General features: G+C 67.6%; 12 protein-coding genes. 7 read left to right on the top strand and 5 right to left on the bottom strand.

What is annotated here, in order from left to right:
• Positions 1-63 precede the first annotated feature (63 nt).
• The 4 genes from ABIB54_RS01495 (at position 64) to ABIB54_RS01510 (ending at position 4548) form a co-directional block, all read left to right on the top strand.
• On the top strand, positions 64-987 hold the full coding sequence (locus ABIB54_RS01495) for a hypothetical protein (protein ID WP_354573756.1): 924 nt from the start codon (positions 64-66) through the stop codon (positions 985-987).
• A 308-nt stretch (positions 988-1295) separates the two neighbouring features.
• The gene (locus ABIB54_RS01500; RefSeq protein WP_354573757.1) at positions 1296-2615 is read left to right on the top strand and encodes a four-carbon acid sugar kinase family protein; all 1320 of its coding nucleotides are present in this window, start codon (positions 1296-1298) and stop codon (positions 2613-2615) included.
• Entirely contained in the window at positions 2612-3649 is a 1038-nt protein-coding gene (gene pdxA, locus ABIB54_RS01505) for a 4-hydroxythreonine-4-phosphate dehydrogenase PdxA (protein ID WP_354573758.1), read from the top strand. The genes ABIB54_RS01500 and pdxA overlap by 4 nt, the downstream gene beginning before the upstream one ends.
• A gap of 11 nt (positions 3650-3660) precedes the next feature.
• Entirely contained in the window at positions 3661-4548 is an 888-nt protein-coding gene (locus ABIB54_RS01510; RefSeq protein WP_354573759.1) for a GntR family transcriptional regulator, read from the top strand.
• Here the strand turns inward: ABIB54_RS01510 and ABIB54_RS01515 are convergent.
• Complete coding sequence (locus ABIB54_RS01515; RefSeq protein ID WP_502917035.1) at positions 4545-4985, bottom strand: MarR family winged helix-turn-helix transcriptional regulator; 441 nt, start codon at positions 4983-4985, stop codon at positions 4545-4547. The genes ABIB54_RS01510 and ABIB54_RS01515 overlap by 4 nt on opposite strands.
• Before the next feature lie 387 nt (positions 4986-5372).
• On the opposite strand from ABIB54_RS01515, the gene ABIB54_RS01520 reads away from it, so the two are divergent.
• A complete protein-coding gene (locus ABIB54_RS01520; protein WP_354573760.1) occupies positions 5373-6467 on the top strand; it encodes an S-(hydroxymethyl)mycothiol dehydrogenase in 1095 nt (364 codons plus the stop codon).
• Entirely contained in the window at positions 6467-7111 is a 645-nt protein-coding gene (locus ABIB54_RS01525) for an MBL fold metallo-hydrolase (RefSeq protein ID WP_354573761.1), read from the top strand. The genes ABIB54_RS01520 and ABIB54_RS01525 overlap by 1 nt, the downstream gene beginning before the upstream one ends.
• A gap of 17 nt (positions 7112-7128) precedes the next feature.
• Here ABIB54_RS01525 and ABIB54_RS01530 read toward each other — a convergent pair whose 3' ends face one another.
• Together ABIB54_RS01530 and ABIB54_RS01535 are read right to left on the bottom strand one after the other, a co-directional pair.
• On the bottom strand, positions 7129-8001 hold the full coding sequence (locus ABIB54_RS01530; protein ID WP_354573762.1) for an ABC transporter permease: 873 nt from the start codon (positions 7999-8001) through the stop codon (positions 7129-7131).
• Positions 8001-10727 carry an alpha/beta fold hydrolase gene (locus tag ABIB54_RS01535; RefSeq protein ID WP_354573763.1) on the bottom strand — a complete coding sequence of 909 codons (2727 nt, stop codon included), beginning with the start codon at positions 10725-10727 and terminating at the stop codon, positions 8001-8003. Before ABIB54_RS01535 ends, ABIB54_RS01530 begins: the two co-directional genes overlap by 1 nt.
• 105 nt (positions 10728-10832) lie before the next feature.
• Here ABIB54_RS01535 and ABIB54_RS01540 point away from each other — a divergent pair, with 105 nt between their 5' ends.
• Positions 10833-11135 (top strand): hypothetical protein, encoded by a 303-nt coding sequence (locus tag ABIB54_RS01540; protein WP_354573764.1) that lies wholly within the window; start codon positions 10833-10835, stop codon positions 11133-11135.
• Positions 11136-11139: 4 nt separating this feature from the next.
• Here ABIB54_RS01540 and ABIB54_RS01545 read toward each other — a convergent pair whose 3' ends face one another.
• Positions 11140-11856, bottom strand: a complete 717-nt coding sequence (locus ABIB54_RS01545; protein WP_354573765.1) for a winged helix-turn-helix domain-containing protein — start codon at positions 11854-11856, stop codon at positions 11140-11142.
• Between the two features lie 296 nt (positions 11857-12152).
• Complete coding sequence (gene upp, locus ABIB54_RS01550) at positions 12153-12785, bottom strand: uracil phosphoribosyltransferase (protein ID WP_354573766.1); 633 nt, start codon at positions 12783-12785, stop codon at positions 12153-12155.
• Positions 12786-12811: the final 26 nt, after the last annotated feature.

Raw genomic sequence — 12811 nt, forward strand, 5'->3', positions numbered from 1 at the left:
TCCACAGTACGAGATACCGGGCCGGGGTCCGGTATTCCACTACGGTGTGCAGGAGGGGGTGTCATGACGACGATGCCGACACCGGGCGAACCCGACGCGTCGACGAGCGCGTCGGATCAGGCGCGCCTCCGCCGCGACAAGGTGCGCGTCGCAGTGCTCGTCTGGCAGCTCTGCGAGCAGCACGGCATCCGGGCTCTCGCCGCCGGCGGCACCATCTTCGCCCAGCTCGGCCTCGTCTCTCCCCGGGTTTCGCCGACCGCGACCGTGATCGTGGAGCCGATTCACCAGCTCCACCTCATCCTCGCTCTCGAGGGGGTCGGCTGGTCGCGGAGCTTCCCCGGTTATACCAAGGGCTTTCTTCCCCCGGTCTTCCTGCGACTCGTCCATCCCACGGTGGTCTGCCCGGTTGACGTGTACGACATCTTTCCGGGCTTCTATGTGCCACCGGCGGAAGCCTTCGAGCAGCTCTGGACCAGAAGAGTCGAGCTTCCCATGGGAGGTATCGGTGTGCCATCCCTCGACCGGGTGAGCACGATGCTCGTCGCCGGTCACGACCAGCTCGGCCCCCTCGCGCGCGATCGCCGTGCCGTGACGTACATCGACTACTTCGTCTCGATGTTCCGCAACAGCCTCACCCCGGAGGAACAGGATGAGGTCGTCGCGCTCGTGGACGCGGTGCAGGGCCATGAGCCCCTCCGACCCTTCCTCGTCGCGATCGGCCGGGCGCACAGGGAGATCACCCTGCCCTCCGAGATCTACTGCCAGGCGCGTCTCGTCGTGGACCGGGTGAGCGACCCGATCATCTTCGCGGTCGCCCTGTTCGAGTCTCCGCCCGGCCACCGGGGAGGGCCCTTCTGGAGCATCACGAGACGGCATCCCGCGAGAGTCATCCGGGCGCTGCTCGCGGCTCCGCGGTCGATCGCCATCATCCTCGGGTCGAGGGCTCGACAGCGGCGTCAGCTGGAGGCGCGACCCGCGCAGGAATAGGTCTCCACACTCCGGCGGGACAATCGTCAGCGCAGCTGATGGTCCCGCTCGCGCCACGGTGAAGAGCCGTGAAGAGACTCTCTCCGTGCTTCTTGAAGACGGGGAGGGGCCGCCGATGACGGGCTCGCTCGACATCTGCCAAGGGGTCCACACTTCCGCCCCAGGTTTGACCCCCCGACTGCTGACTGCCTAATGTAAGTACATCGTGTACGTATAAACTGCGGCTCAAGACGTGAGGAGATTCGCCATGGCAGCTGAATCTCAGTTCAGATCGCACCTCCCCTTGGTCGCGGAAACGGATTCTCCTGATGCGTGTGCCTTCCGTCGCGACGCTGCCGCAGAATGAGGCCGTGACCTTGCTTTCTGCCGGAATCGTTGCCGACGACCTCACCGGCGCTGGCGACTCCGCGGTGCAGTTCGCCTCCCTCGGCTGGCAAACGCGGCTCACCCTCGGCGAACCAGTCGCGATCACGGCGACACCCGGATCGGTGCTCGCGGTGGTCACGGACTCCCGTTCCCTGCCGACGGATGCGGCGCGAATCCGCACGACGGACGCCGTGATGGCTCTGATGGGTGCGGGCATCGACCGTCTCTTCGTCAAGATCGACTCGACCATGCGCGGTTCGGTCGACAGCCAGGTGCGTGGCGCCCTCGATGCCTGGACACATCGGCATCCAGACTCCATCGCCGTCGTCTGTCCCGCCTACCCGGGGATGGGGCGAACAGTGGAGGGCGGTCTCCTCCTGGTGGACGGCGCAGGAGTCGAGACGACCTCCGTCGGCCGCGACCCGGTGACCCCCGTGACCACGAGTGCGCTCGCCGACCTTCTCCCCGGCGCGGTAGCCATCCAACTCGCGCAGGGGGGAGCCTCGCAGCTCGCCCTCGTCATCGCTGCCGCCGAAGCGCGCGTGGTCACCGTCGACGCGTCGACCGATGCTGACCTCGCACTGGTCGCCGCGGCCGTCGAGATGCTGGGAGCACGGGCTGTACCGGTCGGCTCGGCCGGCCTCGCGACCCAGATGGCGAAGGTCTGGAGAAGGGGGGCGGTGGAGGCGGGCCGCGGGGCGGCGTCACCGTCGCGGACTTCCGCCGGTCCGGCCGTGGTCGTCATCAGCTCGCTGCACGATGTCTCACGCGCCCAGCACGCGCACTTGCTCGAAACCTCAACCGGCGTGCTCTCCCTCGCCCCGGGACTCGAGGAAATACTCAGCCCCGACGGCGACGACGGGATGACGGAGTGGATTCGCGCGAACGTCACGCGCGGAACATCCGCTGGGGTCGTCGTCATCCTCAGCCCCTCCGCGCAGACGGCACCGTCAGAACTCGCTCCCGTGCGCATCGCGGCGGCACTCGCCGCGATCACCGACGCCGTCGTGACCCGCTTCGGCGTTGGATCGCTGGTGCTGATGGGGGGCGAGGGCGCCCGCGCGGTGCTCGACCGGTTCGATGCCGAGTCGTTGGTCGTCTCCCGCTCGATCGGGGAGGGAACCCCGATCTCCGTCATCGACGGAGGGCGCCTGCACGGCCTCACCGTCGTGACCAAGGCCGGCGGCTTCGGCTCGACATCCGCTCTTACAGACCTTCTTCCCGAACTGCTCAAACAACCCACGCTAGGAGCATCGTCATGACCATTCCCCGCCTCGCCCTCACTCTCGGTGACGTCGCCGGAATCGGCCCCGAGATCACCGCGAAGACCCTTCTCGGCCACGATGACCTGCGCTCCCGGTGCATCCCAATCGTGATCGGCGACGAAGCTGCCATGCGACGAGGCGTCGTCAACGTGGGCGGCGACCCCGAGAAGGTCATCGTCATCACAGCGGTCTCGGAGGCGCTCAACCTCCCGGGCACTATCGAACTCATCCAGACCGGGCCTTCTCTCGCAGATGTCCCGCTCGGCGAACTCAGCCCGGTCGCCGGTGACGGCTCCTACCGCTTCGTCGTCGAGGCCTGCCGCCTCGCCCGCGAAGGACAGGTCGACGGCATCGTCACAGCGCCCCTCAACAAGGCGGCGATGCACGCCGGCGGGCACAATTGGCCCGGGCACACGGAACTGCTCGCCCACGAGTTCGGCGTGCAGAACTTCTCGCTCGTGCTCTCCGCCGGCGAGCTGTACTTCTTCCACCTCACCACCCACGTGTCGATGCGCACCGCGATCGAGAACATCACGGTAGAACGGACGCTCAACGTGCTCGAGCTCGCCGGCGCATTCGCCAAGTCGATGGGATCCCCGGACGAGCTCATCGGCGTCGCAGGGTTAAACCCACATGCCGGTGAGAATCGGCTTTTCGGTGACGAGGATGCCGACATCCTGGCGCCCGCCGTCGCGACCGCTCGTGAACGCGGACTCAACGTCGTTGGCCCCCTGCCCGGTGACGCGCTGATCCCCGCAGCCGTCCGAGGCGCATACAAGCTCGTCGTCGTCTGCTACCACGACCAGGGGCATGCGCCCTTCAAGGCCGTCTACGGGGATGACGGGGTCAACATCACCGTTGGACTCCCGGTGGTACGCGTCTCGGTCGACCACGGAACGGCATTCGATATCGCGGGCAAGGGAATCGCCCGGGAGACCAGTCTTGTACTGTCGTTGGAGCGAGCGGCTCAGCTGGCACCCGGGTGGGACCACGTCTGGCGCACCGCGCAGAAGATGGACGTTCCCGCCTAAGGAGTTAGTGCATGTGGCTTGACGAGCTCGCCGATGACGCGGTCGACCCCGCTCGAAAGGTACCGCTGCACGCGCAGCTGAGCGCTGTGGTGCGATCTCGGATCACCGATGGATCGCTGCCCGCGGGCTCGATGCTGCCGACCGAGGCTGAGCTCACGGAGAAGTTCGGGATCTCCCGCTCTGTCGTTCGTCAAGCGCTGCTCGCCCTCACCGGCGAGGGCCTGGTGCTGCGCGGCCGCGGCCGCGGCAGTGTGGTCGCTCCGCCCGGGGAGCACCATCGCTTGGTACAGCGGATGTCTGGCCTCTCGACGCAACTCGACGAAGTCACCACCGAGGTGCTCTCCCTCTCCCCTGAGCGGGACGCTCTTGCAGAATCCACGCTCGGCGTCCGCGATGTCGTCGCTCTCCATCGTCTACGCTCGGCCGCCGGCTCACCTATCGCCCTCATCCACACCTGGCTGCCCTCCGCCCTTGCGCTATCACCGGAGGAACTCACCAACGCATCGCTGCATTCACTTCTGCGACGCAAGCACGGCATCTCCATCGTGACGGGCCGACGGCAGGTGCGCGCGGTCGCGGCATCCCCGTCCCAGGCTGAAAGCCTTCGGGTGGCGGCCGGGTCGCCGTTGCTGCTTCTTGAAGGCACCAGCTTCGATGCGGCGGGCCTCCCGGTCGAGATGTTTCGCACGTGGCATCGGGCGGACAGGGTCGTGTTCGACCTCGATGTGGTGAAAGGCGATACCGCGGAGTCTTCGACGACGACCGGTTCTCCCCAGCCCCATTCGGGCACGACGTCGAATCTGGGCGTCGCCGACCGTGCCCGCGCGCTTGCGCGTGACCTCCAGGCTCTCGCCGACGACCTGGGTTCGCACGCCCCCGTGGTGGGCCCCGGCGACTAGTTCGGACCCGAGAGCCGCAGCCGGTCGCACAGCTCGGTGAGCGTCTCGAGCTCGGTCACGCTGAGGCTGCCTCCCACCCGCTCGGCGATGGATTCGATGTGGCTTCGCGCCACCCGCCGGAAGAGTTCGAAACCGGCCGGGGTGAGGGCCACGTTGACCCCGCGCGCGTCGTCCCGGTCGTGGGACTTCGCCAGCAGTCCGCGCGCGGCCAGCCGGTCCACGAGTCGGCTCACGCTCGGTTGGGTGAGCAGCAGGTGTCGGTTGAGATCCTTCATGCGCAGCTGCTGTCCGGGCTGGCGGGACAGGTTGAACAACACGTCGTACTCGTTGAGCGAGAGTTCCCCGCTGGGGAACTCCGCGTTCAGGTAGCGCATCACCGACACCTGGGCGCGGAACAGGGCTTCCCAGGCGGTGACCGCCGTCGTCTTGTCGCTCACGGGTCTCCTCTCAACCCGAGTGCAACTCTACGGAAAGGGAGCGCTCATGACGGGGAGGTGGAGGTGCGAATCGGGCCTTAAACAGGATTGAGGGTCGGTTTCAGAGGCGAGAAACCGACCCTCTCCCTTGCACCAAGAGTGTCCTGCAATCACATTCCGCAGAAGCTGCCACAGCAAACAACTTCTGCTCTTGAACTGTATAACAGCACGGTAACGAAGCGCTAGTTATCGAACCGTTATTTTTCTGGGAGATTGCCAAGTCGCTCCGCTGCCTGGCTGCCGTCGAACGGGCGCCGGCATCTTTCGGCGCCGCGCGAACTCGAAACCTCCGGCGGGTAGGGTGAAAATGATCGCCGCACCGCCCGCGGCCGCCGAAGGAGTGCTCTCGTGCCCACAACTGTCACCGGAGTCATTGCCCGTTCCCCGGGTGCGCCCGTCGAACTCGTCAGCATCATCGTCCCCGATCCCGGGCCCGGCGAAGCCGTCGTCGACATCGAGACCTGCGGGGTCTGCCACACCGATTACCACTACCGCGAGGGCGGAATCAGCGACGACTTCCCGTTCCTTCTCGGCCACGAGGCCGCCGGACGGGTCAGCGCGATCGGTGAGGGTGTCACGAACGTGAGGGTGGGCGATTTCGTCGTTCTCAACTGGCGGGCGGTCTGCGGCGAGTGCCGCGCGTGCGTGCGTGCCGAACCCTGGTACTGCTTCAACACCTTCAACGCGAGCCAGAAGATGACCCTCGAGGATGGCACCGAGCTCAGCCCGGCTCTGGGGATCGGTGCCTTCGCCGAGAAAACCCTCGTGCATGCGAAACAGTGCACGAAGGTCAACCCGGATGCCGATGCCGCCGCGGTCGGCCTGCTCGGCTGCGGGATCATGGCCGGTCTTGGCGCCGCGATGAACACCGGCAATGTCGGTCGCGGGGACTCGGTTGCGGTGATCGGGTGCGGCGGTGTCGGCAGCGCCGCGATCGTCGGTGCGCGGTTGGCCGGAGCGAGCACCATCATCGGAATCGACCGCGACCCGAAGAAGCTGGTCACGGCGCAGAGACTCGGTGCCACCCAGGTGATCGACTCGAGCGGTCTCGACGAGCGCGGCGTCGTCGCCGCCGTGCAGGCGCTCACCGACACCTTCGGTGCCGATGTCGTGATCGACGCGGTCGGGCGCCCGGAGACGTGGCGTCAGGCCTTCTATTCCCGTGATCTGGCCGGCACCCTCGTGCTCGTCGGCGTGCCCACCCCCGACATGATGCTCGAGATTCCCCTGCTCGACGTGTTCGGTCGCGGTGGCTCCCTCAAGTCCAGCTGGTACGGAGACTGCCTGCCCGAACGCGATTTCCCCATGCTCACCGATCTCTTCCTGCAGGGGCGCCTGCCCCTGGACGAATTCGTGACCGAGCGCATCGGCATCCGGGACATCGAGCGGGCCTTCGCCACGATGGCCGGCGGCGATGTGCTGCGCTCCGTGGTGGTGATGTAGTGGCCGCTCACATCGAGAACGCTCACATCGAGAACCTGGTCACCAGTGGCACGTTCAGCCTCGACGGGGACACCTGGGAGGTCGACAACAACGTCTGGATCGTCGGAGACGACAGCGAGTGCATCGTCATCGACGCCGCTCATGATGCCGACGCGATTCTCTCGGCCGTCGGCCAGCGCTCGCTCAGGGCCATCCTGCTGACCCATGCCCACGACGACCACATCGACGCGGTGGCCGCGCTGCGGTCCGCCACCGGTGCCCCGGTTCTGCTCAACGACGGTGACCGGATGCTCTGGGATGTGGTGTACCCCGACACCGCTCCAAGCGGAGGCCTGGTCGACGGCCAGGTCGTCACGATCGCCGGCGTCGACCTCGAGGTCTTGCAGACCCCGGGGCACTCGCCCGGCGCGGTCTGCTTCTTCGCCCCGCACCTCGGCACCGTCTTCACCGGCGACACCCTCTTCCAGGGCGGTCCGGGGGCGACCGGCCGCTCCTATAGCGACTTCGGCACGATCATCGAGTCGATCACCACGAAACTGCTCAGCCTCCCGCCCGAAACCCTCGTGCTCACCGGGCATGGTGAATCGACCACTATCGGCGCGGAGGCGCCCCACCTGGAGGAGTGGATCGCTCGCGGCCACTGAGCTCGGTCCTCGCGGGCTCAGCTCGAGATGTTCTTGCGTCGGAACCACCAGACCGCGACCGCGGTGAAGATCAGTGCGTAGATGAGCGCGGAGAGCACCGAGTCGACGACCGGTCCGTAGTCGATGCGCGCCGCGAAGAATTCGCGAAAGGCGTCGGTGTTCCAGGTCGGCAGGTAGTTGCGCACGATGCCGAGATCGGGGATGCGTTCGAGGATGCTCGACAGGATCGACGTGATCACCACCCCACCCGCCGCCGCGAGCGGCGCCTCCGCCAGCACCGTGAACATCGTGCCGAGCGCGGCAGCCCACGACAGGTGGAGCCAGATGACCGCAACGGCGGCAAGGATTCGCAGAAGCGACTCCGCCATGCCCAGCTGAGGCCCGACGGGAATCTGGATGCCTCCGCTGCCGTAGGAGATCGTGCCGACCAGCAAAGACATCCCGGTGAGGATCAGGATGCCCACCACGAGCACCGTCCATGCCACCAGCACCTTGACGAACAGCAGGCGGGTTCGACCGACCGGGATGGTCAGGAGGTACTTCAGGGTGGATCGGGATGCCTCGCCCGCGATCATGTCACCGAACAGCAGCGCCACGACGAGCGTCAGCAGGAACCCCGCGGTGATCACGAGGATGAAGGCCGTGAAGGTCGTGCCACTGGCCTGCGCGAACGCCGCGAGATCCGTCCGCCCGGCCGCAGGCCCGCCCGCTCCGCCGATGAGGAAGGCGAGCCGCACGACGATAGGCAGCACGCCGAAGATGATGAGCACCACCCGCACGCGCCATTGGCTGATCTGCCGGGCGAACTCGACCCGGATCGGCAGCGTGCGCCGCACTGTCTCGGCGCTCTCCCGAATGGGTCCGGGAGTCCAGGGTGCGGTCGTGGACATCAGACGATCCCTTCCGAGCCGACCATAGCGAGGAATGTCTCCTCGAGGTGCCGGCCGCGTGTGACGGAGCGGATGCCGACACCGGCAGCGGCGATCGCGGCGACGACAGACTCGGCGCTGTTCTGCGAGGGAAACACGCGGAGGGTCCCCTCGGTGAGGATCGAGGCTTCCACCCCGTCGAGCCCCAGCAGCGCCGTTGCGGCGGCGTCGACATCCGTCACCTCGAGGGTGAGCTCGTTGTTGTCGCCGGCCAGCTCGGCGACGGGACCGGCCGCGATGAGGCGCCCGCGCGCCATCACCACGACGTCGGAGCAGGTCTGTTCGACCTCGCCGAGAAGGTGCGACGACACGATCACCGTGCGGCCGGTCTCCGCGTAGCGCCGGAGCACGCCGCGCAGGGCGAAGATCTGGGGCGGGTCGAGTCCGTTGGTCGGCTCATCGAGGATGAGGAGTTCGGGCATCCCGAGCATCGCCTGCGCGATGGCGAGCCGCTGTTTCATGCCCTGGCTGTAGCCGCCGACGCGACGATTGACCGCGGTGCCGAGGTCCGCGATCGCGAGCGCCTCATCGAGACGAGCCTCGGAGCGGGGGCGCCCCGATGCCGCCCAGAACAGCTGGAGATTGCGGCGGCCGGAGAGGTGGGAGAGAAAGCCGGGTCCCTCGATGGAACAGCCGACCCTGGTGAGCACGCGGGAGCCCGGCGACACCCTCTCGCCGAAGATCTCGATCTCCCCGGCATCCGGCCGGAGCAGTCCAGTGACCATGCGAAGAGCGGTCGTCTTGCCCGCACCGTTCGGCCCGAGCAGCCCGAGCACCTGGCCACGCTCGACGGTGAACGTGAGGTCGTCGACCGCGCGGAATCCCGCGCGATAGTCCTTGGTGAGCCCGCGGATGACGAGCGGCGGTGCGTCATCCGGTCGCACTCCCGCTCGCGAGGGCGCGGGTGCGGGCACGACCCGGTCGCGACGCCGATCGGCTAGTGCCGCGATCACGGCGAGGATCAGCCCGAGCAGCACCACGATCGGGATGCCGATGAGTGCAGCCGTCGATGGAGCTCCGCCGCCGACGGCCGGCGCGGTCGCGACGACGGTGGGCAGCGAGAGCGTGCCCTCGGTGTTCACCACGAACGCAGAGGAAGTGGGGGAGCCCTGGTAGCCCGCATCCGTCGTGCGCAGCGAGAGGGCGATCGTGTCGCCCTTCTCGAATTGCCAGGTCGTCGCGGGAAGGCGCACCTGCACTCGGGTCGCCGAACCATCCGCCGGGAGGGAAACGCGGATCGGTGCGACCCCTCCGCCGACGGCCACGTCGGAGCCCCCCGCCGAGACCCTCAGCTGGGCGAAGAGCAGCACCTCGACCGGGGCGGTGGAGGTCGCGGGAGCGCGGTCCCGGAAGCGGGGCAATCGCACATCCACGGTCACGGTGGGAGAGCCGGCGAGCACGAAGGGCGCGCTGATCGCCCCGGTGGCGAATTTGGCCTGTTGTGCCGGCTGCACCGCCGTGCCGGCGATCCCGCTGCCGATGCCGCCGATGACCGAGTCGACAGACCCGATGCCGGGGAGCGACGAGATCGTCGCGGGCAGGCCTCCGGGCGGATTGATGACGATGCCGAAGCGACCCTTCAGCGGCAGCGTCTTCGCGCCGGTGCCGTCGAGCCCCGGGTAGCGTGCGGCGACGCGGGTCTCGGCGAACCCGCGGGCCGAGGCGGGCACCGTGAACGAGAAGGGCTCCGAAGCGGAGCGCGGGGATGACCCGCCCTTCAGGTGGGCGGAAAGCCACTCGTCGACCTCTGCGGTGGTGCCGGCGATCTGCCCCCCATCGTGCCCTCCCGCGAACCAGGAGACCTGGACCTCCGCGCCGGCCGCCGCGATCTGGCGCGCATTCGCATCCGCCTGGTCGAAGCCGAAGAGCGTGTCCTGTCTGCCCTGCAGCAGCAGGGTGGGTGCGGTCATTTTGCCGAGAACCGAGGCGGGGGAGGATGCCTCGAGCAGCGTGCGATCGGCGGCATCGAGCTGCCCGCCGCCCACGAGTTTGGTGTACAGGGTGCAGAGCGCCGCGGTGAACCGTCCACAGGCTCCCTCGAATGGCGATGCGGCGGCACCGAAGAGCTGGGTGGCCCACGCCTGCTTGAACACTCCGGGCATCGCGCTGTCCGCCTGCGGAACGAGAGCCTGCGCAAGGTCGTTCCAGGTGATGGCCGCGACCACCGTGTCGATGCGGGGATCCGTGGCACCGAGCATGAGGGCGAGGGCGCCCCCGTAAGACGCGCCGACCACACCGACGACCGGATCGCCGTTGCGCTTCTCGACCTCGGGGCGGCTGGCGAGCACATCGACAAGTCGCTTCGCATCGGAGACCTCGAAGTCGAGCGCGTCGAGCGAGATCCGGCCCCCGGAGCGGCCGAATCCCCGGGCCGAGTAGGCCATCACGACATAGCCCTCGCGGCGCAGGCGCTCGGCGTCCTTGGCGAGTGAGCGTTTGGACCCACCGAAACCGTGAGCCAGGAGCACCGCCGGGGCGGGCCGGGATGCCGAGGGCAGGTACAGGTCGACGTCGATGCCGACGGTCGCCGTCGATCCCGGAGCCGAGGGCACTGCGACCTTGAAGCTCTCCGACGCACCCTCCGGCTGCGCCGCCGCTGCGACCGGCACGGCCCCGCCGATCGAGAGGACGAAAAGCAGCACCGCCCCGATCGCCGTTCGCCACCCGCGGGAGTGGGATCGGCTCATGGATTCGTCCTTCGGACATCGGGTGGCGACGAGGAATTGAGCATACGTGATGACGCTAAAAATTGACCGTGCGGTCTGTTTACCTTCATGCGCGACAATGAGGCCATGTCCAAGAAAATCGATGCATCGCTGAAGGCCCTCATCAAGGCCTTGCGCAAGCACGCTGAGGCCGTTGGCGGCAGCCGTGTCTCCCTCAAGAAGTCACAGCGGGCCGCGGCGAAACTGCAGTCCACCGCCTCGGCCTACGCGGCGGCGGTGTATGCCAAGACGGGGCTGGACAGCCCGTTCAACGACGTCACGAGCCCCGGACTCGAGAATGTCACCCTCAATTCCCTGCTCGCCGAGCGCGACGCCCTGGCGAGCCACTCCAAGAAGACCGAGCCGGACGCGGCGTCCACCGCGCTCTGAACCCCTAGAACAGATCCGGGCTCGGGGTGCTGGTGTGGCGGATGGCCACATCCGCGTGTCGATCGAAACGGTAGCCGACACCGCGAACGGTGCGCACGATGTCTTCGTACGATCCGAGCTTCGAGCGCAGTCGGCGCACGTGAACGTCGATAGTGCGCTCGTTGGGGGCATCGTCATCGCCCGCTGACCACAGTGATGCGATCAGTTCGGCGCGATCTATCGTGCGTCCCTCGCGGAGCACGAGGTACTGCAGCAGCTCGAACTCCTTGTAGGTGAGGGCGGCGGTCTCGTCATCCAGAACGACACGCTTGCGGGACAGGTCGACCACGACTCCTCCGCGCGGCTTCTCCTCCTCGGGCTGCTGGCGGTGCTTCGCCAGGGCCGAAGGGTCTTGCAGCGCGAGCCGGACGACCTCGACGTCACGCCCGCCGGCGCCCTGCGGCGCGAGGGCGACTGCGGCGTAGGTCTCGGACGCGGGCACGAGTTGCTTGGTGAGGGCACGCAGCGCCTCGACTATCGATCCGAGGTCGGTTCCGGCGGCGGCGGCCTTCAGCTCGTCGACGCCGACGTACAGCACGAAGCCGCGTGCTTCGGTGCCGCCGGGAACGGCGCGGATGTGCGCGGGTGCCTCGGTGGGCGGCGTGTTTTCGGGTGCCGGCTCGACCGGCGCGAGGCGACGGGCGGTGGAGGGGCGAACGCGGTCGATGGTTGCGAGAGACATGTGTCGAGAGTCCTTGAGAGGGGTGAAGGGCCTCTAATGATGAGGGTGTGATCCTTCGGGATACTTCAGGTGGTGCGATGCGGGATGCCGCTCGTTATGAGGGGCGGACACCCGGGGATTCTCGACTCGTCACGAGCGGAATCCGACTCAGGAGTGGACCGTTAGGCACACATTCGACACACCACGCTCTGCATTCCGGATGCCGCGGGGGCGATCGGAGCAGGCGCGGAAACAGTCATTCCACAACTATCTTGCAGCGGCTGGCACAAAGTCAAGCCAGCGCGCAGGATCCGTGCCTAGACCAGCCCGTAGAGGCGATCTCCTGCGTCTCCGAGCCCCGGCACGATGTAGCCCACCTCGTTGAGCTTCTCGTCGACGGCGCCGAGCACGATCGTCACGTCTCGGCCCTCCATCGCCGCCTCGACTGCGGCGAGGCCTTCGGGAGCCGCGATGAGGCAGACGGCCGTGACATCCACCGCACCGCGGGCGAGCAGGAAGTCGATGGCCGCGATGAGCGAACCCCCGGTGGCCAGCATCGGGTCGAGCACGAAGCACTGGCGGTTGGAGAGATCGTCGGGCAGGCGCTCGGCGTAAGTGGTGGGCTGCAGTGTCTCCTCGTCGCGCACCATTCCGAGGAAGCCGACCTCGGCCGTGGGGATGAGCTTGACCATGCCTTCGAGCATGCCGAGTCCGGCGCGGAGGATCGGAACGACGAGGGGTCGCGGCTGGCTGATGGCGAGGCCGGTGGCGCTGGCCACGGGAGTCTGCACGGTCACGGTCTCCACTCGCACATTGCGGGTCGCCTCATAGGCCAGGAGTGTCATGAGCTCTTCCGCCAGGGCACGGAAGGTCGGCGACGGCGTGTTCTTGTCCCGCAGCACGGTGAGCTTGTGGGTGATGAGCGGGTGGTCGGCTACGTGGACTCGCATAGGCTCAATCTAGCCGAGAGGAGGGG

The sequence above is a fragment of the Frigoribacterium sp. UYMn621 genome (assembly GCF_040549525.1).
GTDB lineage: Bacteria > Actinomycetota > Actinomycetes > Actinomycetales > Microbacteriaceae > Lacisediminihabitans.

What these genes read in the sequence shown, in the direction of transcription:
- ABIB54_RS01495 (WP_354573756.1), top strand. Translation starts at nt 64, where the DNA reads ATGACGACGATGCCGACACCGGGCGAACCCGACGCGTCGACGAGCGCG.
- ABIB54_RS01500 (WP_354573757.1), top strand. Translation starts at nt 1,296, where the DNA reads ATGCGTGTGCCTTCCGTCGCGACGCTGCCGCAGAATGAGGCCGTGACC.
- pdxA (WP_354573758.1), top strand. Translation starts at nt 2,612, where the DNA reads ATGACCATTCCCCGCCTCGCCCTCACTCTCGGTGACGTCGCCGGAATC.
- ABIB54_RS01510 (WP_354573759.1), top strand. Translation starts at nt 3,661, where the DNA reads ATGTGGCTTGACGAGCTCGCCGATGACGCGGTCGACCCCGCTCGAAAG.
- ABIB54_RS01530 (WP_354573762.1), bottom strand. Translation starts at nt 8,001, where the DNA reads ATGTCCACGACCGCACCCTGGACTCCCGGACCCATTCGGGAGAGCGCC.
- ABIB54_RS01535 (WP_354573763.1), bottom strand. Translation starts at nt 10,727, where the DNA reads ATGAGCCGATCCCACTCCCGCGGGTGGCGAACGGCGATCGGGGCGGTG.
- ABIB54_RS01540 (WP_354573764.1), top strand. Translation starts at nt 10,833, where the DNA reads ATGTCCAAGAAAATCGATGCATCGCTGAAGGCCCTCATCAAGGCCTTG.
- ABIB54_RS01545 (WP_354573765.1), bottom strand. Translation starts at nt 11,856, where the DNA reads ATGTCTCTCGCAACCATCGACCGCGTTCGCCCCTCCACCGCCCGTCGC.
- upp (WP_354573766.1), bottom strand. Translation starts at nt 12,785, where the DNA reads ATGCGAGTCCACGTAGCCGACCACCCGCTCATCACCCACAAGCTCACC.